14 protein-coding genes are annotated in these 17707 nt (G+C 59.8%); 6 read left to right on the forward strand and 8 right to left on the reverse strand.

The features are described 5' to 3' along the window. Positions 1 to 23 precede the first annotated feature (23 nt). Entirely contained in the window at positions 24 to 731 is a 708-nt protein-coding gene (locus QBL02_RS08285) for a TetR/AcrR family transcriptional regulator (protein WP_282725941.1), read from the reverse strand. 77 nt (positions 732 to 808) lie between these two features. Here QBL02_RS08285 and QBL02_RS08290 point away from each other — a divergent pair, with 77 nt between their 5' ends. Further along, entirely contained in the window at positions 809 to 3568 is a 2760-nt protein-coding gene (locus QBL02_RS08290; RefSeq protein WP_282725942.1) for an MMPL family transporter, read from the forward strand. Beyond that, positions 3565 to 5481 (forward strand): YhgE/Pip family protein, encoded by a 1917-nt coding sequence (locus tag QBL02_RS08295; protein WP_282725944.1) that lies wholly within the window; start codon positions 3565 to 3567, stop codon positions 5479 to 5481. The genes QBL02_RS08290 and QBL02_RS08295 overlap by 4 nt, the downstream gene beginning before the upstream one ends. On the opposite strand, the gene QBL02_RS08300 is transcribed toward QBL02_RS08295, so the two are convergent. The 5 genes from QBL02_RS08300 to QBL02_RS08320 form a co-directional block, all read right to left on the reverse strand. Then, the gene (locus tag QBL02_RS08300; RefSeq protein WP_282725945.1) at positions 5478 to 6746 is read right to left on the reverse strand and encodes an alanine racemase; all 1269 of its coding nucleotides are present in this window, start codon (positions 6744 to 6746) and stop codon (positions 5478 to 5480) included. The genes QBL02_RS08295 and QBL02_RS08300 overlap by 4 nt on opposite strands. A 134-nt stretch (positions 6747 to 6880) precedes the next feature. Continuing rightward, the gene (locus QBL02_RS08305; protein ID WP_282725946.1) at positions 6881 to 7936 is read right to left on the reverse strand and encodes a hypothetical protein; all 1056 of its coding nucleotides are present in this window, start codon (positions 7934 to 7936) and stop codon (positions 6881 to 6883) included. Positions 7937 to 7939: 3 nt separating this feature from the next. Further along, positions 7940 to 8794: a tryptophan 2,3-dioxygenase family protein gene (locus tag QBL02_RS08310; RefSeq protein WP_282725947.1), complete on the reverse strand. Its 855-nt coding sequence runs from the start codon at positions 8792 to 8794 to the stop codon at positions 7940 to 7942. A 138-nt stretch (positions 8795 to 8932) separates the two neighbouring features. Next, entirely contained in the window at positions 8933 to 10024 is a 1092-nt protein-coding gene (locus tag QBL02_RS08315; protein ID WP_282725948.1) for a biotin/lipoate A/B protein ligase family protein, read from the reverse strand. 37 nt (positions 10025 to 10061) lie between these two features. Beyond that, positions 10062 to 10979, reverse strand: coding sequence for an alpha/beta fold hydrolase (locus QBL02_RS08320; RefSeq protein ID WP_282725949.1), 918 nt, complete (start codon positions 10977 to 10979; stop codon positions 10062 to 10064). 102 nt (positions 10980 to 11081) lie between these two features. On the opposite strand from QBL02_RS08320, the gene QBL02_RS08325 reads away from it, so the two are divergent. From QBL02_RS08325 to QBL02_RS08335, 3 genes are all read left to right on the forward strand, one after another. Further along, positions 11082 to 11975: a 3-hydroxyacyl-CoA dehydrogenase family protein gene (locus QBL02_RS08325; protein WP_282725950.1), complete on the forward strand. Its 894-nt coding sequence runs from the start codon at positions 11082 to 11084 to the stop codon at positions 11973 to 11975. 36 nt (positions 11976 to 12011) lie between these two features. Next, a complete protein-coding gene (locus QBL02_RS08330) occupies positions 12012 to 12956 on the forward strand; it encodes a 2-hydroxyacid dehydrogenase (RefSeq protein WP_282725951.1) in 945 nt (314 codons plus the stop codon). Between the two features lie 68 nt (positions 12957 to 13024). After that, positions 13025 to 13987: a quinone oxidoreductase gene (locus tag QBL02_RS08335; RefSeq protein ID WP_282725952.1), complete on the forward strand. Its 963-nt coding sequence runs from the start codon at positions 13025 to 13027 to the stop codon at positions 13985 to 13987. 20 nt (positions 13988 to 14007) lie between these two features. On the opposite strand, the gene QBL02_RS08340 is transcribed toward QBL02_RS08335, so the two are convergent. Then, positions 14008 to 14433 carry a DUF1801 domain-containing protein gene (locus QBL02_RS08340; protein ID WP_282725953.1) on the reverse strand — a complete coding sequence of 142 codons (426 nt, stop codon included), beginning with the start codon at positions 14431 to 14433 and terminating at the stop codon, positions 14008 to 14010. Between the two features lie 192 nt (positions 14434 to 14625). On the opposite strand from QBL02_RS08340, the gene QBL02_RS08345 reads away from it, so the two are divergent. Continuing rightward, positions 14626 to 15951, forward strand: coding sequence for an MFS transporter (locus QBL02_RS08345; protein ID WP_282725954.1), 1326 nt, complete (start codon positions 14626 to 14628; stop codon positions 15949 to 15951). A 27-nt stretch (positions 15952 to 15978) separates the two neighbouring features. On the opposite strand, the gene QBL02_RS08350 is transcribed toward QBL02_RS08345, so the two are convergent. Further along, the gene (locus QBL02_RS08350) at positions 15979 to 17652 is read right to left on the reverse strand and encodes a hypothetical protein (protein WP_282725955.1); all 1674 of its coding nucleotides are present in this window, start codon (positions 17650 to 17652) and stop codon (positions 15979 to 15981) included. Positions 17653 to 17707: the final 55 nt, after the last annotated feature.

Here is a 17707-nt window from a genome sequence, read left to right on the forward strand (position 1 = left end):
TTGGCCGGCATGCCATTGACGATCTAAAGTGTGTCGCGGATTTCTGCGGGAATTGGCTCAGTGATGGCAAAGAGCAATTCCGCGAGCTGATCGCCGAGCCCGTCAAAACTGCGGAGTGTGGTGTTTCCATTCAGGGCGGCGGCGCGCAATTCGCGCTCGTACACGCCGCTCAGGAGCGGCATGGCGTTTTCGCTTGGCAGTGAGAACCTGCGGCCGGCTACGCCGATTACGTGCGCGACGGCCTCGGCAACTTCTTCGTAGAAGCGCTGCATGAATTCCAGGTATTCACCGGCAATTGATTGGTCGCGCATGGCGAGAAGGAGGAACTCTGTCTCGAGCACGAACCAGGTGGTTGCATCGGTTTCGGGCATAAAAAAGTCAGCAACGTAACCGGCGACAGCCTCGGGTCCGAGGCTTGGCCCGCACTCGCGAAGCTCCGGTTCGAGCACTGCCGATTGTGCTTTGAGGTGCGCAATGCGGCGGCCAAATTCTCGTTCGAGCAGGGTGAGAAAAAGCTGCTCTTTGCTCTCAAAGTTTGAGTAAAACGCACCCCGAGTGAACCCGGCTCGAGTGCAGATTGCCTCGACAGATGCGCCTTGCAGGCCGGCTTCGCGAAAGGCTTCTGCCGCAGCTTCGAGGAGGCGATCCCGCGTAGCTTGCCGACGTGCGCTCGGCGTCAGTACCGGAACGGTAGCTGTCGGAACGCTCAGTCTTTCATCAGCAATAGCCATGCTCGATACATTACTGTATTCATTTGGATACACAACTGTATCGATAGTCCCAACGCCCTCACCCCGGAAGGCACACTATGTCGTCAATGCTCTACGCCCTTGGGCTCCGAGCGACCAAGGCTAAAGTTCTGGTCTTGGTTATTTGGCTTGCGATTCTTGCGCTGCTTGGTGCGGGTGCCGGCTTCCTCTCAAAGGGAGCCGACGCGCCGATCACCATTCCCGGCACTGAATCACAGGCAGCAATCGACACCCTCGGTCGCACCTTCCCCGAGGTGAGTGGAACAAGCGCCACAATTATTGTGGTTGCCCCTGAGGGGCAGCGCGTAGATCGTGATCCGATCCGCGCCGAAATTAAAGACGCAGCAGCGAAACTCGAGAAACTCGACACCGTCACCGCGGTATCGACCCCCTTCGCTGAACTCGCACCCAGCGGCTTGAGCGACGACAAACAGGCAGCCCTGCTCACCATCCAAATGGAGGCAACGGCAACCGACGTACCAGTCGAAACCGCCGACGGCATCAAAGCTGAAGCAGAGCGACTACGCGCCGAACTGCCATCGGGCAGCGAAGTCTCATACGGTGGCGACGCCTTTTCAATGGCGATTCCAGGGTTCTCGGCCACCGAAGCCATCGGCGTAATTATCGCCTTCATCGTGCTGCTCTTCACCCTCGGCTCCCTTGTAGCGGCGGGGATGCCGCTACTCATCGCAATTTTGGGTGTTGGCATTTCAGTCGCGGGCATTTACTTCACCACCGCATTTATTGACATGACCTCGACCACGCCGATGCTTGCGCTGATGCTTGGACTAGCCGTCGGTATCGACTACACACTCTTTATTGTCAGTAGGCATCAAGAGCAATTACGAGCCGGTGTCGAAATGCGAGAGAGCATCGCGCGAGCCACAGCGACCAGCGGCTCGGCCGTGGTGTTCGCCGGCCTCACCGTGATTATTGCCCTCGTGGGTCTCTCCGTCGCAGGTATTCCGTTCCTGACAGCGCTCGGTGTCGCCGCGGCCGCCGGTGTCGCAATCGCGGTACTGATCGCAGTAACCCTGACACCAGCAGTGCTCGCAATGGCGGGAAACAAGATCCTGTCAAAGAAACAGCGCAGACTGCTCGCACAGGGTGAAGTTGCAGGCCAAGCCGAAGCAGCTGAAAGTGGTGCAAACGCGTCCGCTCAAGACGCGAAACCGGTCACCGTGAGCAAAGCGGATCGATTCTTCGGCGGCTGGGTGCGCGCGGTTACCGCGAAGCCGCTCATCACCGTAGTGCTCGTCTTGATCACGCTTGGCGCTGCAACGATCCCAGCGTTCGGCCTGCGTCTCGCGCTGCCCGGCGCCGAGACACTTGAAGCAGACAACCCCGCTCGAATCACGTACGAGCTCACCGGCGAACACTTCGGTGAGGGAGCAAATGGCCCGCTATTGCTCACGGGTTCGATCATTTCGAGCACCGACCCACTCGGCCTAATGGAAGACCTAGCCGACGAAGTACGCGCGCTACCCGGCGTCGCGGAGGTGCCCCTGGCCACGCCAAACCAGGGTGCCGACACTGGCATCATTCAGGTGATCCCAGAAGAAGGCCCACAGGCAGAGAGCACGGCAGCGTTGGTAGCCGAACTGCGTGCACACCATGACGAATGGCTTGATAAATACGGTGTGAGCCTCGCTGTGACCGGCTTCACGGCGGTCGGAATCGACGTCTCACAGTTGCTACTTGAAGCACTCGTACCGTTTGGCATTCTCGTGGTCGGACTCTCACTGATTCTGCTCGCAATGGTGTTCCGCTCGGTTTGGGTGCCGATCAAAGCAACACTCGGATACGTGCTCTCAGTCGGGGTTGCCTTTGGCGCCGTGGTCGCCGTGTTCCAGTGGGGTTGGTTCGCCGACCTCTTGAACGTGCACCACGCCGGCCCGGTACTCAGCTTTATGCCGATCATCCTGATGGGTGTGCTTTTCGGACTTGCCATGGACTACGAAGTGTTCCTCGTCTCGCGTATTCGCGAAGAAGTGGTGCACGGTTCAGACAGTAGTTCGGCCATTAAACGAGGCTTTGTTGGCTCAGGGCGAGTGGTAACCGCTGCAGCGATCATTATGTTTGCCGTGTTTGCGGCGTTCGTGCCAGAGGGTGATCCATCGATCAAGGTGATTGCGCTCGGGCTCGCGGTCGGCGTGTTTGTAGACGCGTTTATTGTGCGTATGACACTCGTGCCCGCCGTACTGCAGTTGCTCGGTGACCGCGCGTGGCGCATGCCGCGCTGGCTCGACAAGATACTCCCTGCTTTTGACGTTGAGGGTGAGGGTCTTGCACGCGAACTCGCGCACGCTGAGTGGCCAGCAGATATGCCAGGCGCGAGGATCGCCAGCTCAAACTTGACACTGCCTGGAGCGGGCAGAATCCCCGATCTTCGGATCGCCCACGGCGAAGCTCTGCAGCTTGACCCGGCTGATCCGCGCACCCAGGCACTTGCTGCGGTACTTACCGGCCGCGGTGCCCTGAAAACGGGCACGCTTAAGGTCGCTGGGCTACTGCTGCCTGAACGGGCCGCCTCGGTCCGTATGCGCTCGGCCTGGGCCAACCTCGACACACTCGAAGAGGCGTACCAGGACCGGCCAGAACTGATCGTTATCGATCTGCGAAGTGTGCACGCAAGACCGTTGCGCCCGCTGCACGCCGGATCGGGGAATGAGATTTATGTGGTGATCGGCACCGTACAGCAGACACAAGCCGTGCTGCCGGCCGAATACACCATTCGAGAGGGATTCGCTGGGGCGCCGCCGGCAACGGAAGAGCCAGCGGTCGCCTGGACAGCGGCAACAGAGGGGGGCGCGCTATGAGCGCGGGAGTAAGCCGGCTGCGTGGCAGCAAAGCTGTGAACTGGCGAACAATTCTGGGACTGCTCTTGGTTCCGCTCACAGCGGCCGGGGTGCTGCTCTGGGGGCTGTGGAATCCAACTGACCGACTCGAGACCGTGACCGCGGCTGTCGTGAATCTCGACGAGCCCGTTACCGTTGATGGCCAAATGGTGCCACTTGGGCGGGTGCTTGCTGGCGAACTGATCGACGGAGAAGCCGAAACGAACTTCAGTTGGCAACTCACCGATGAAGAAGACGCTGAAAAAGGTCTCAAAGACGGTCGATACGCCACTGTCGTCACGATTCCAGAAAACTTCTCTGCGGCGGCAACTTCGGCATCGAAAGACGTAAAGAAGGCCCAAAAGGCAACGATCGATATTCAGACAAGCGATCGCGGGCGACTGCTTGACTCAGCGCTCTCGAACATTGTCACCAGCACCGCAACGAGTGTGCTCAATGCCCAGCTTGGCGAGCAGTTTGTTGGCGGAGTATTTGTTGGCATGAACGAGATCGGCAAGGGAATAAGTGGAGCAGCCGATGGCGCAACGCAGCTCGCCCACGGCGGGGCTGCGCTTGCTGACGGTGCTGACCAGTTGGCGAGTGGTGCCAACGAGCTGGCGAGCGGTACGCAGCAGCTGGCAAGTGGAACGCGAGACCTCGCGACCGGTACAGCCGCGATTGCCGGTGGAGTAGGCGGAATTGCCGCCGGAGCACACGGAATTTTAAACGGTGATGGCTCTCAGGGGAATCCAGGTCTGAACTCTGTTGCTGCGCAACTCGGTAGTTACACGGCTGGAGTGAGCGATGCAGTCGGAAAGCTGCAAATGGGGCTCGAGGGCGCGGTCGGATCTTTACAACAATTGCGTGCTGCAATTGAAGCTGATCTTGTTCCAGTTGATGACAAGGCTGCCGCGCTTGCCGGGCTTGACCAGTTGATTGCTGGGCTCACTGATCCGGAATCCGCGGCCCAACTGGAAATGCTTAAGAGTGCTGGCCCGCTGCTTTCAGCCGGCGTGAGTGGTTACGCCGGCGGCTTAGGCGAGCTGGCGAACGGCGCAGATCAGCTTGCTGGTGGTGCTCGACAGGTGTCTGACGGCGCCGCCGAACTCGCGGCGGGCACGCCGACACTTGCTGCAGGTACTTCGCAACTCGCAGGCGGTATCACCGGGCTTGCCGATGGCGCACACAAGGCAGCCGACGGCAGTACCGAACTCGCAGACGGCCTGCACAAGGCAGCAGACGAAATTCCGAACTACTCAAAGGCCGATCGTGAGCGCCTAGCCGAACTTGCGACCAAACCGGTTGAAGCAAAGGGCGCAAGCGATGAGCTTTTCAACGCGGCCGGTGTGCCGCTCTTTGCCGGTATCGCGCTTTGGGCCGGCGCTTTCGCCTCGTTCCTCGTACTTGCACCGCTCTGGCGTCGCACCCGTGAGGCCGCTCGCGGGGTGGGTTATGTGACTATGCGAAGTGCCTGGCCGGCGGCTGTCATCGGGGCCGTGCAGGGCGCTGTGGTTGGTGCAATTCTGCCAATTCTGATGGGCTACAGCTTCACTCAGGGGCTCGGCTTCTTCGGTATTGCCACCCTCGCAGGGCTAGCGTTCTCGCTTGTGAACCAGGGTCTGTCAGCGCTATTGGGCGGATTCGGAAGGTTCCTTTCTTTCGCCCTGCTGGTGATTGCATTCGCCATCGGTGTGATTTCGACCGCGCCGCCACTGCTTCAGGCAATTGGCGACGCGAGCCCAATCGGTGCGCTGTTTGACGGTTTCCAAGCCATTGCGATGGGCACGGGCGGTGCGGGCATGACAGCGTTCTTGCTCACGCTCTGGGCGCTAGCTGGTCTCGGACTCACTGCGCTCGCGGTCGCGAGACAGCGCAAACGCTTGAGCGAGGTCTAGACGAAGTGCAGCTGGGTGAGCTCGCACACCTGGAACTGATCATCGACAACGGGTACAAGGCCCCAACGATCGAGGGTGGTGCAGGGGTGCGAGACACCCAGCTCAACTAGTTCGCCAACACGCGGCAGAGCTTGGGCGTCGTATTTCGTGGGATCAAAACTCACGAAGGCGTGTTGATCGGCCAATTGAGTAATGGTGCCAGAGAAGGCGCGAGCGTTGTCTCCATTGCGTGCACGCACGCCAAGCACTGCGGGCAGGTCGGCGTCAAAGCCAACATCGCGTCGACCGCAGAGCAGCAGTGCTAGTCCAGGTTCGGGCATGCTCAATACGGGCGCCCACACTCGAATGGCTGAGGCGAACTTGGGGGAGTTTGAGATTTCGCGCGCGGCAGGGCCGGTGCGTGCATACAGGCCGTTGTCGTAGGTGAGGTAGGCGCCGCTACGCAGCACGATTCGGTTGGGCAGAACGTTTCCGGCCTCGGTAAGCCCGCGGAACGCCTCATCAAAGTAGGCGCTGCCGCCAATGCTCACCCAGCAATCAGCGGCAACAAGATGCTCGTTTTCAAGCTGGGCCACCATGCTTGCCATTGTGCAGGCAAAGTCATAAACACGTTCGGCTGCGACCACAGGTGTCGCGCCGCCCAGGGTGCCTTCATAGTTGGTGACGCCGGCGACTCGAACTCCTGGCGTGATCTTGGCGGTTCGCGCCAGCTCAATGAGCTCTTCGGCGCTGCGTGTGCCGGTGCGGCCACCAACATGGCCAAGTTCGAGCATCACATCGATCGGTCGTCTCGTCTCTGACTCCGCTGAGGTGTCAGCAAGCAACTGCAGGCCAGCTGCCGAGTCAACAGTGATGAAGCACTCAAATGCTGGGTCGGCAGCGAGCTCATTTCGCAACCACGCAATGGCTGAGGGTTCGACCAGTTGGTTTGCCAGGTAGAGGCGTGAGATACCGAAGTGTCGGTACACCCGCAGCTGCGTTGGGGTAGCCGCGGTAATGGCCCACGCGCCGGCCTTAAGCTGACGTTCGGCGAGTTCGACTGACATTGCGGTTTTGCCGTGCGGAGCGAGGTGTACTCCGCGGGCCTTTGTGTATTCAGCCATGGCAGCAATGTTCTGCGTGAGCGCAGAATCATTCAGACTGAGCTGCGGAAATTCGCGATTTTCGGCGAAGAGCGAGGTGCCAATAATCTCTTTGGCCGTGTGCTCTTTGGCGAATGCCGGACCGAGTCCCTTGCCGAGAAAAAGTTCGGGGGCAGAATTCACGGTGTCCTCCTGTGCTCGCGACATTGCCGGTGCAAACTGCACCACTTCACAATTGTCGAAAATCTCGGTGGCACCTGGCAAGTGACGCCCCGACAACATCGGCACGGACTGATGGTGGGGCGGCACAGAGCCAGCTAACGCCGCGCTTTTGTTCCTGTCTGCGCAGCGGCGAGAATTGCTGAGATCTCAGTTTCTTCGTTGTCGAGCGTCAGCGGTCGTGAAGCTGAAACATCAAGTTCGCCCTGATCGTCGCGAGGTACCCACAGCAATTTCGCGTCCGGTAGCGTTGGATCGCCCGGCGTGAGAGCCTCAAGCACCTGTTCAGGCGTCAGCCCGGCAGCTGCAAGCGATGCGAGTTCTCTAGTGTTCAAATCGACGGGAGTCGGACCATTGCCCATATCGGTTGCGTAGAGCAGGGTGCCCCCGTGCCGAACGAAGGCGGCAACATTTTTGAGCGCGATTTCGTGCGCTTCGGTGTATTCGCCCCAGCCGTGAATATCGAGTGTTGAGCACCACGAGGTGAGCGCCGCAAGCTCGACTATCTGATCCTCGGAGAGAACCTCAGAAAACGGAGCGTGTGCGAGTCTGGTGGCGCCAAGCCGCGCCGCGCGAAGCGCTTCACCCGGCCCCTCTGGGTGCGCGACTACAGGCAACTTGAAGGAGGCAGCAGTGCGCACAATCAGGCTGAAAAGTTCATCAGAGAAGACAGGGCCTGTGCTGCTATTGCTGGCAACCTTGATCGCCGATGCACCAGCCGATGCCATCTCGGTAACTGCGGCGATAGCCTCGGACGAGTTTGCAATCTCGCGATAGGTGTCTGCTGGCGCCCAATCCCGGTCAGAGGGGTACCCGCCGACCGGAGTCAAAAATGCGCCAGCGTGAATGACTTCAATCGGGTGCGCAGAATCTGCGGCAAGCCGCTGGAGTTCGCTTGGGCTACCACCGAGATCGTGCACCCGGCTTATTGGTGAGACCGCGAGGTATTGCCAATCACTGAGATGCAGATGCACGTGCCAGTCGGTGAACCCCCCGGTCAACACGCCGCCGCTCAGGGGCGCTTCGCCGGCAGAAACAGCGTCAAAATCAACTCGGCAGCGCTGCTCGCCGTTAGCTGCAGTTTCGCTCAGCAGCGCGGCCGGGCGCCAGTTGCCGAGGGCATCCCGGCAGGTGACGATCACGCGGGTCTGCATGATTTACGCTCCGATTTCGGTGCGGAGGGCAAAGAGCTCCGGGAAGAAAGTGAGGTCGAGCGCACGCTGCAAGAAGCCGACTCCGCTCGATCCGCCGGTACCAATCTTCATGCCAATGGTGCGGGTGACCACGCGCAGGTGGCGGAAACGCCAGAACTGGAAATTGTCTTCTAGATCGACCAGCGCCTCGCAGGTTTCGTAAAGATCCCAGTATTCGGTGGAGTTTTCGTAGATCTTTGTCATGGTGGCAACCAGCTCTTCGTTTGCCTCGTACGCCTTGGTAACGTCGCGATTCAGAACCTCTTCTGGCACGTACAGACCGCGGCGAGCAATCAGGCGCAAGAACTCGTCATAGAGAGTGGTGCTCTCAAGTTCTTTCTTCAGCAGCGCGTAGTTCTCTGGTTCTGATTCAAAAACCTTGAGCATCCGCTCGTTCTTGTTGCCGAGCGCGAATTCGATAGCGCGATACTGCACTGACTGGAAGCCGGAAGAGTTTCCAAGATCGCCGCGGAACTCCGCATATTCTGCAGGCGTCAGGGTAGCCAACACTGACCACTGCTGGGTGAGTACGTTCTGAATGTGCTTCACGCGAGCGATCCGTTTGAGGGCAGCGCCGAGCTCGTCATTGCGCAGGCACTCGCGGGCGCTGACCAGCTCATGAATGGCGAGCTTCATCCAGAGCTCTGAGGTCTGGTGCTGAATGATGAACAGCAGCTCATCGTGGTGCTCGGGCTTGCTCACCGGGTGCTGTGCCGAGAGCAGCGTATCGAGGTCAAGGTAGCGGCCGTAGCTCATCTTCTCGCTGAGATCAGTGACGACGCCATCTTCGATCTTGCGGGTGTTGTGTTCGACGCTCATGTGTTGCCTCCATTGGCTTGGAGGTGTCGCCAAGGAGAGGCGACACCTGGGTTGCGGTTTGTGAAGTCGCAGACCCGGTTGCCGACACCCGTTGGGGCCGACCGCGTCAACTGCGGTACGTGAGATTCTTACGAATCCCTAGGACACGCGACGGATCCATTCTTCGGTTGAGAACTTTTCTGCCACGAGCCGCTCCGCGAAAGCATACTCTTCGGCAGTGACTTTGTCAGCCGTGCCGCCGTAGCGCCCGGTAAAGACCTCGAGCATATGAGAAATGATTTCTTCGCGAGCGAGACCGGTTTGGCTGCGCAGCGGATCAACACGCTTCTGTGCACTCGTGGTGCCCTTATCGCTGAGTTTTTCCCGACCGATTCGCAACACCTTGGTCATCGCCTCGGCGTCCATGTCATACGCCATGGTGACGTGATGCAACACCGCGCCGTTCGCGATCCGCTTTTGCGCGGCACCACCGATCTTGCCGAGCGGGCTCGTAATGTCGTTCAGCGGTTTGTAGCTCGCATCAATGCCGAGTGAGCGTAGAGCTTCAAGCACCCAATCATCAAGAAACGCATAGGAGTCGGCGAAGCTCATGCCCCGCACTAACTCTTCGGGAACATACAGCGCATAGGTGATGCTGCTGGCCGGTTCCATATACATCGCACCGCCGCCCGAGATACGACGAACCAATTGGGCGTTATGCGCGGCCAGTTGCTCCTCATCGACCTCGTTCATGACCGACTGAAAACTGCCGATGATCACGGCAGCCTCATCCCATTCCCAGATACGGAGAGTCGGGCCGCGCTTACCGCTGCCGACCTCGTTCACGAGCACTTCGTCAAGGGCAGCGTTCATCATTGGTGAGAGTGCCGGCTCGTGCAGAATGCTCCACTCGTAGTCACGCCACTGCGCAGCACCAGTGAGCGCGCGTCGAACCGCGACCCCAACGGCCTCAGCCGAGAAGCCGATCAGGTGAGTATCTGCAGGCAGGGCGTCAGTGATGGCGGCGCTGATCTGCGTCACGTCAGTGCGAACATCAAGACCGTTCACTGAGGCAACGATCACCGGCAGGGCATCATCAGGCTCAAGGAAAAAATCGCCTGAAAGCTTGAAATTCGCAATAATCTCGCGATCCTCGCCACCAGAACTCTCAGCACTTACGCGCTCAGAATCGAAGTCGACAACTACTAACTTGCCGCCAGGAACCTTGTATTCGCCGTGATGCTGGGCCATGCCTTAAGCGTAGCGCCGCCGCGCAGCGGCCGGTGATCTATTCGCCGACAGGGAAATGGTCAAGCATCCAGGTGACAATCTCGGCGATAACATCATCGCGGTTGATTTCATTGAGCAGCTCATGCCTGCCGTCAAAGAGGCGAAGCGTGACATCACGCACCCCTCGCGCGCGGTAAGCATCGGCGAGCCTGCGCAGACCATTGCCGCGACTGAGCGGATCATCGCGCCCCGAGACAATCAGCATCGGCACATCAGCGACATTGGCAGACGGGGTGCCAAAAAGGCGTGCCGCATCGGCAAGACCAAAGAGCTTGGCAATATCTGCCGAGAAACAGAGCGGGTCGGCAATAAATGCTTTTGCGGTGCGCGGGTCGCGGCTCAGCCACTCAAAACCATTCGCCTTCGGGCTACGCCAATTCTTATTCAGGTCGCCCGATTCCATCATCAATGGGGTGCGGTATGCGCTGCCCGAAAGCACCACGCCATCGAACGGGCGATCCTCGTGATTCAAAATTCGCTGCGTCATAAGCGAACCCCAGGAGTGGCCAAACATGATCACAGGCAGACCAGGGTGGCGTTCACGCGCGATCGAAGTGAGCTGCAAAATGGCGGCCTCAGTGGCCCGCAAACCACCGGGCCCAAGCTTGCCGAGCTTTGCCAGATCTCCGCCGTGCTGCCTGCGGCCGGTATGACCGTGACCGCGGTGGTCATCGGCATATACGGCGAAGCCATTGGCCGCGAGCACGCGTGCGAAGGCGTCATAGCGCAGTGCGTGTTCGCCGATGCCGTGCGCGATCTGCACAATCGCATGTGGCTGGCCACCATCGGCAGAGAGCGCGATCACATCGGTGTCGTTGTGCTGGCTCTCTTCGCCCGGCAACCAAACATAGGCACGAATGTCGATGCCGTGAGCGTCGGTGTAGTCGAACTCGGTATAGGCGCGTGCTGGACTCATGGCTTCATTCTGTCATCTCGCGCCGATCAGTGCCCCGAAGAAATGTGTCGCAGGCTAAGTCGGCAGCTGCCATAGTGTGAAGCAGGAGGTAGCAAGGAAGCTATGACAGAGACACAGAGCCCCAAGCAGCGATCGATCGTCGTCATCGGTGGCGGAATCATGGGCGCAGGTATCGCCATCGCGATGGCGAATGCCGGCCACAGAGTTTCGGTGGTTGAGCCCGATCAAGCTCGCGCCGCTGCGCTGCGTGAGCGGCTGCAAGAAATCCCGAAAGCGGCGGTGGGCCAGATCGGCGCAGACTGGGCGCCAATAGCCGAAGCCGACTACGTTTTTGAAGCGGCACCAGAGAACCTGCAACTGAAACAACAGCTCTGGGCGAGACTCGGTGAAGTTGCTCGCGCCGATGCAGTGCTCGCGACGAATACCTCCTCATTGGATGTTGATGACCTTGCTTGGGTTGTGCCCGAGCCAGGCCGAGTGCTTGCGGCACACTGGTTTAACCCCGCATACGAGGTGCAGTGTGTTGAGCTAGCCCCGGGCAGCCAAACCGCGGTAGACACCATTCAAGCCGTCACCGAACTGTTGAGTGCCGCCGGTAAAACCCCGGTATCGGTGCAAAACCGGCCGGGTTTCATTGCAAACCGGATCCAGTTCGCGATGATTCGAGAGGCAATGCTTTGCCTCGAAGATGGGGCATCGCGTGAGGCAATCGATGAGGTGGTGCGAACCTCATTTGCGCCGCGACTTGCCGCTCTCGGGCCTTTGGCCAATGCTGACCTTGGTGGGCTCGACACCTACCTATCAATCTTCGAGACCCTGCAGGGGGTCTTCGGCGAACGATTCGCGCCGCCGCAGAGCCTCGTTGATGCTGTTGCGGCGGGCAGACTCGGTACCAAAACTCTTGCCGGGTTTGACGACTATGACGAGGATTCTGCCGCTGCGCTCGCCGCAGAGCGCGACCGCAGACTCAGCGCGGTGATCGCCGCGGTCCGGTAGCTCTCGCTCTCAAACTGCCATAGCTAGACTCGACTTATGCGTGAACTCGTGGTGTCGTTGCCCAGTGACTCAGGACTCAAAGAGGCCGTTGGTGATCTTGAAGGGGTCGAGTTTGTGCTTTGGGACCTTGACGGTCCGGCACCTCGTCCCGTGATTGACCTCGTCGTTCCGCCGTATTGGGGCGGGAACGATCGTCTCGCAAGAGTGCGAGAGGTAAGCACTCAACTCGTGCAGTGGCAGTCGATTGGCTACAACGGTATCGCTGAGGTGCTGCCGGCAGGTGTGCCGCTGGCGAATGCGAGCACCGTGCACGAGAGCGGCACGGCAGAGCTGGCGCTCGGCCTGATGATCGCCGGGCAGCGTGGCATGGGCAGCTTCATTCGCGAGGGCCTGTCTGGCACTTGGAACCTGAGAACGTTCCCGAGCCTTGCTGATCGTCGGGTGCTCATTGTTGGTTACGGTGGGGTCGCGAAAGCTGTTGAAGCTCGTTTGGCGGGCTTTGAAGTGCAGATTTCGAGGATCGCCCGAAGCGCCCGCACCGAGCAAAACCACGCCGGCGAAACCGTCGAGGTGCTCGGGTTTGATCGTTTGCACGATGCACTGCGCAGCGCAGAGGTAGTGGTGCTTACGGTTCCTCTCACCGCTGAAACTGCCGGCATGATGAACGCCGAAGCGCTCGCTGCAATGCCCGATGATGCGCTGCTGGTGAATGTTGCAAGGGGCGCTGTGGTTGATACTGAAGCGCTTACCGCTGAGCTGCGCGCTGGTCGGTTGCGTGCGGCGCTTGATGTCACTGAACCGGAGCCGTTGCCAGCCGATCACCCGCTCTGGGGCTTTGACAACGTGATTATCACGCCGCACGCAGGTGGAGACTCGACCGCGATGATGCCGCGTATTGGTGCTCTGATTCGTCGTCAGATTGCACACCTGCAAGCCGGTGAAACACCAGAGAACATTGTGCTTGGTGCTAGCACGTCATAGTAGACAGTGCGCTGTCGTCATCTCGGCGAGCGGCGTAGGGTGAGAGCACGAGAGAACAGGGGAGAGCCGTGCGTGCGATTGTGGTGAATGAGGCTGGCGGGCCAGAATCGCTTCGCCTGCAAGAACTGCCCGATGTTCAGCCGCAAGCGGGAGAACTGCTGGTTGAAACCGCTGCGGTTGGCGTGAACTTTATTGAGATCTACCAGCGCTCAGGGGTGTACGCCGTTGAGTATCCTTTCGTGCCGGGCACGGAGGCTACTGGCACGGTGATTGCGGTCGGCGAGGGCGTTGCCGGGTTTTCCGTTGGCGATCGTATCGCCACGGCGGGTGCCAGCAGAACCTACGCCACCCAGTTCATCGTCGCCGCGGAAGAAGCTGCGCATGTGCCGGCCAGCGTTGACCTTGAAACTGCAGCGGCACTGCCGCTGCAGGGGTGCACTGCGCACTATCTAGCCACGTCTGCCGCCACGCCTCAAGCCGGCGAAACCGTGCTGGTGCATGCCGGCGCGGGCGGTGTCGGCCTGCTTCTCACTCAGCTGTTGGTGGCGCGCGGCGTGCGAGTGATTACCACCGCGTCGACGCGAGAGAAGCGTGAACTTAGTCTTGATGCAGGGGCAGCGCACTCGCTTGAATACGTGGGGTTCGCCGACCGGGTGCGTGAACTTACCGGTGGCGACGGGGCTGCGGTGGTTTATGACGGTGTGGGCAAAGATACCTTTGACGACTCGTTGCGTGCGCTGCGCGTGCGTGGGGAGCTCGTACTGTTTGGCGGCGCGAGTGGGCAGGTGCCGCCCTTTGACTTGCAGCGATTGAACGCAGGCGGTTCGCTCTCGGTGATGAGGCCCTCACTGATGTACTTCATGCGAACTGAAGAAGAGCGCGCATGGCGTTACCGCGAATTGTTTGAGGCTCTAGAAAGCGGATCGCTTACGCTGCGTATTGGTGGGCGATTTGCGCTTGGCGATGCAGCTGCCGCGCACCAGGCGCTTGCTGGTCGTGGAACGACGGGCAAGCTGATCCTCGTTCCTTAAGTTGCGGGGATCTGCGCTGGTTATTCTGTTCCTTCGCGTGCGCGTGAGCCGTACACCCCTGCGCTGAGCGTTTGAAACGACTTACGCACGATGCTTTCAAGCACGGCAAGGTCAATCTTTTCAAGGTTGCCAAGATAGAGGCAGCCGACAGCGGCGCGATGCGGGCCAAGCTTAGCCAGTTGCGTCGCGTGCGCGGCAGTCCCGTCGGAAAGATAAACAGACATCGCGGCTTTTCGCGGTGAAAAGCCCGCGGCTGCGGCGGTGCCGCTGTGACCGCTGTCGTAGCGATAGTCGTAGCTACCGAAACCAATAATGGTGCCGCTCAGTTCTGGTTCAAGCCCGGTTGCCTTGGCGTAGAGCTCAAGCAGTGTTTCAGCATCACGCCTGCGGATGGCAGGCGTGACCCCCTCGAGAAACTCGGCAAGCTCGGGACTGATCTTCGTCATAGTTGCAGTCTATGTCTCGCTTGGTGGGTGTGTACTGGCTGGATGGTTTGTCACGGCATTGGCGTGTGGCGCGAATGGGTAATACCCGCCCCTCGCCTTTCTTGTGTGACTGATCTCCGATATCAACAGCAAAATTATGCGTGATTGCGCCGCTGTTGGAGTCAAAAATGATGGCAGCTCTACGATCGGTTCATGACTAAGCTGTCGCCGCGCGTACGTATGGGCTACGCCCTCGGTGGAATCACCTCAGGCACCTACGGCACGGTGCCGGGACTTATTCTGATGCCGTTTCTGACCGACTACCTTGGGGTCGCTGCGGGGCTTGCCGGCTTGATCGTCTTTGCCCCGAAAGCTTGGGACTTTATTCTCAACCCGATTGCGGGTCGCATCAGCGACCGTTCGCAACACCCAAGTGATCGGCGCAGGCCGTTCGTAATTCGAGCGGGTGCGCTCTTGGCCATCGTCTTCGTGATCATCTTTGTTGGACCGACGAGTCCGCCACTGCTTGCTGGACTCTGGGTGCTGCTCATCTCGCTCGCCTGCGCAACAATCTACGCATTTTTTCAGGTGCCATTTCTCTCAATGGCAGCAGAGATAACCGACGATTACAGCGAGCGGACCAGGCTCACTACCTGGCGAGTGGCAGTATTCAGCATTGCGATCCTGGTTTCGGGCGCGGCGGCTCCGATGCTGGTCGAAGCAGCCGAGGGCATCACTGGTTATCGAATTATGGCCGCGGTGATGGGCCTGTTGATTCTGCTCGGCGCACTCGGGCTTTACTTCGGCACCAAGGGTGTTCCGCTCGCGCGCACCGAAGAAGCCGGGGGCAAACTACTTGAGCAGCTCGGAATTGTGCTCAAAAACCGAGACACCCGTGACCTGGTAATTGCCTTCGTATTGCAGGCGGTTGCGATCGGCATGGTGCTGAGCGGGGTTGTGTATGTGGCAAGGCACGTTGTTCACGACCCAAGCGTCTCTACTTTTGCCTTCGCCTGTTTTGTGTTGCCGGCTGTGCTTTTTGCGCCGCTCTGGTCCAAAGTCGGGGTGAAGCTTGGTAAAAAACGAGGCTTCATGATCGCTACCGTGGTGCTTTCGGTAGGGCTCTTCGCTCTGCTCGGCAGCCGAACTGGTGACACCGCAATGCTCCTTATCGCCGCGGCCGTCGTCGGGATTGGCTATGCGGGTGCACAGATTTTCCCTCTCGCGATGCTGCCAGACGTGGCCGCCGAAGACGCGCGACGCTCAGGGGTCAACCGGATCGGCATGATCTCTGGGTTGTGGTCCGGCTTTGAACTGCTCGGCCTCGCGCTCGGCCCCGCTTTGCTCGGCGTGATTTTGAGTCTTGGCGGGTATGTTGAGGCAAGCGGATCGGCCGTACTACAGTCGGCAGAAACCCAATGGGCGATTGTGCTTGGTGTCTCAGTAGTGCCGGCAGTGCTGTGCGTACTGAGCCTCATTCCGCTCGCGAAGTACCGTCTTGACGGGCAGTTGCGTGAGCAAGCCTTGGCCAAGGGATAGCGCAAGGCAACCGTTTCAACCGCGGGGCTAGTTTCGTCGGTGAAGACGCCCAACCGCGATTGCCGAGACACCAAGTAAAGCGGTGAGAACTGCCGCAAGGCCAAGCCAAAAAGCATCGCCCGACCCGGTGTGTGAAAGCCCGGACTGCTGTTCGCCGCGCGTTGTCGGATCCACCGTAAGAGGTGCACCGGCAACAGTGACCAACTCGTCAACGAACTCGGCATCAGCAGACATCTGGGCGTTGGCGGTTGAAATGCCACTCGCGGCACCAGAGAACGCCACGCTACCGGCCTGAACGCTGGTTGCTTCAGCCATGAACTCGTAGCTCACCGAGATCTCGCTGCCCGGTTGCACCACACCGTTCCAGTGCAACTCATTACCGGGGATCAGAGCCGTGCGAGAGGTGGCGTTTGCTTGGCCCACGCTGACCCGTGCGCCATCGGCAGCAAGCGAATCAAGCACGTCGGTCTGCAACGGGACATTGCCGGTGTTCTCAATCTTGAGCGTCACAGTACCGTGAGTCGTGCCTGCTGCTGCGATGGTTTCGATATCTCGGTGCACGTTGAGCGCCGCCTCGGCGGGGGTGGCAGTTGCGCTGCCGCCCGAGCTCACAAAATAGATCGCTGACATGGAACCCTGCATGCCCGGCCCACTTGTGGCGGTGGTATCGGCGGCGGTGATCCAGCGAGCTATCGACGGGAAATAGAGTGAGCGAGCAGCCGCCGGCAAAGTGTCATTGGGTACCTGCATGACAACCGTGCCCGGATCTTGCAGGTCAAAAGCCTGCTCGATGGCATAACCAGCATTTTTGGGCTGTGCGATCGTCGCTGAAATTACACGCTGGCCAAGGTACTCATCGTTCTCGTTGAGCGTGTAGTCGGTGCCCGCAACGAGTTCTGTTTCAGGCGAGACATAGTCAATTGGCTTGGTCGGGGGCGCTGCGACCTCGAAAAGCCGAGTGCTGCCTGGAGCCGGAAGAAGCCGGGCGTCGTAAGACTCGTAGGGCCCTGAAGCCACCCACAGGCCACCAAAATTTGCGGCTTCCGCTTGACCGTCAAACAGACTGAGTGAACTAAACCGGGGCAAGCCCGAGTCGCTCATGAACCAGTTTTCTTCGGCGCGATGCGGAAAACGTGTCTCAGCCGAGTAGTCGATGCTGAGCGGAAACACAGTGTTGCCGATCGTCGCTTCGGCGAGGTAAGTGGTGTCGTTCGGGTCTAGCCAGCTCGCGTTCGCGAAGACCGCAAGAGTGGCCTCAAGATTTGAGACTTCGCCAACCGCTTCGGTGAAGGTGATCCGCACCTCGCTGCCGCCCGCGAGCACCTCAAAGTCAGCGAGAGCCTGACCATTTTCGTCGTCGACAGTGCCGGGCATGGCTGCTGCGGTGAGACCGGGTGAGAGCGCAAGCGTGACCGATTTGCCCGGCGTTGGAGCGGCGCTCGCAAAATCGATCACCAGCGCAAACGTCGAGAACATGGTTGACGGCCAATCAGGCAAACCCTCTAGGTACGGTTTGAGCGCGACCGAGGTGATCTCGGGTTGCCCCGAAACTGCCGCCGCATCAGCACTGGCCGTCGCGTTCTGTGCGGCACTGCTGGCGCCGACCGCAAGCGCCGGGCTGGCAGCGAATATCGAGCCAGAGAGCGCGAGCGCGCCAATAGAGCCGAGTAGGGCAGCAAAAAATGAACGTGTGGTTCGCATGCGCGACCTCCGAGATGTGGGGGGCACGGGTACATGCGTTGAACCCGCCGACATA

Origin of the sequence: Leucobacter sp. UT-8R-CII-1-4 (assembly GCF_030010235.1) — a bacterium.
Taxonomy (GTDB): Bacteria; Actinomycetota; Actinomycetes; order Actinomycetales; family Microbacteriaceae; genus Leucobacter.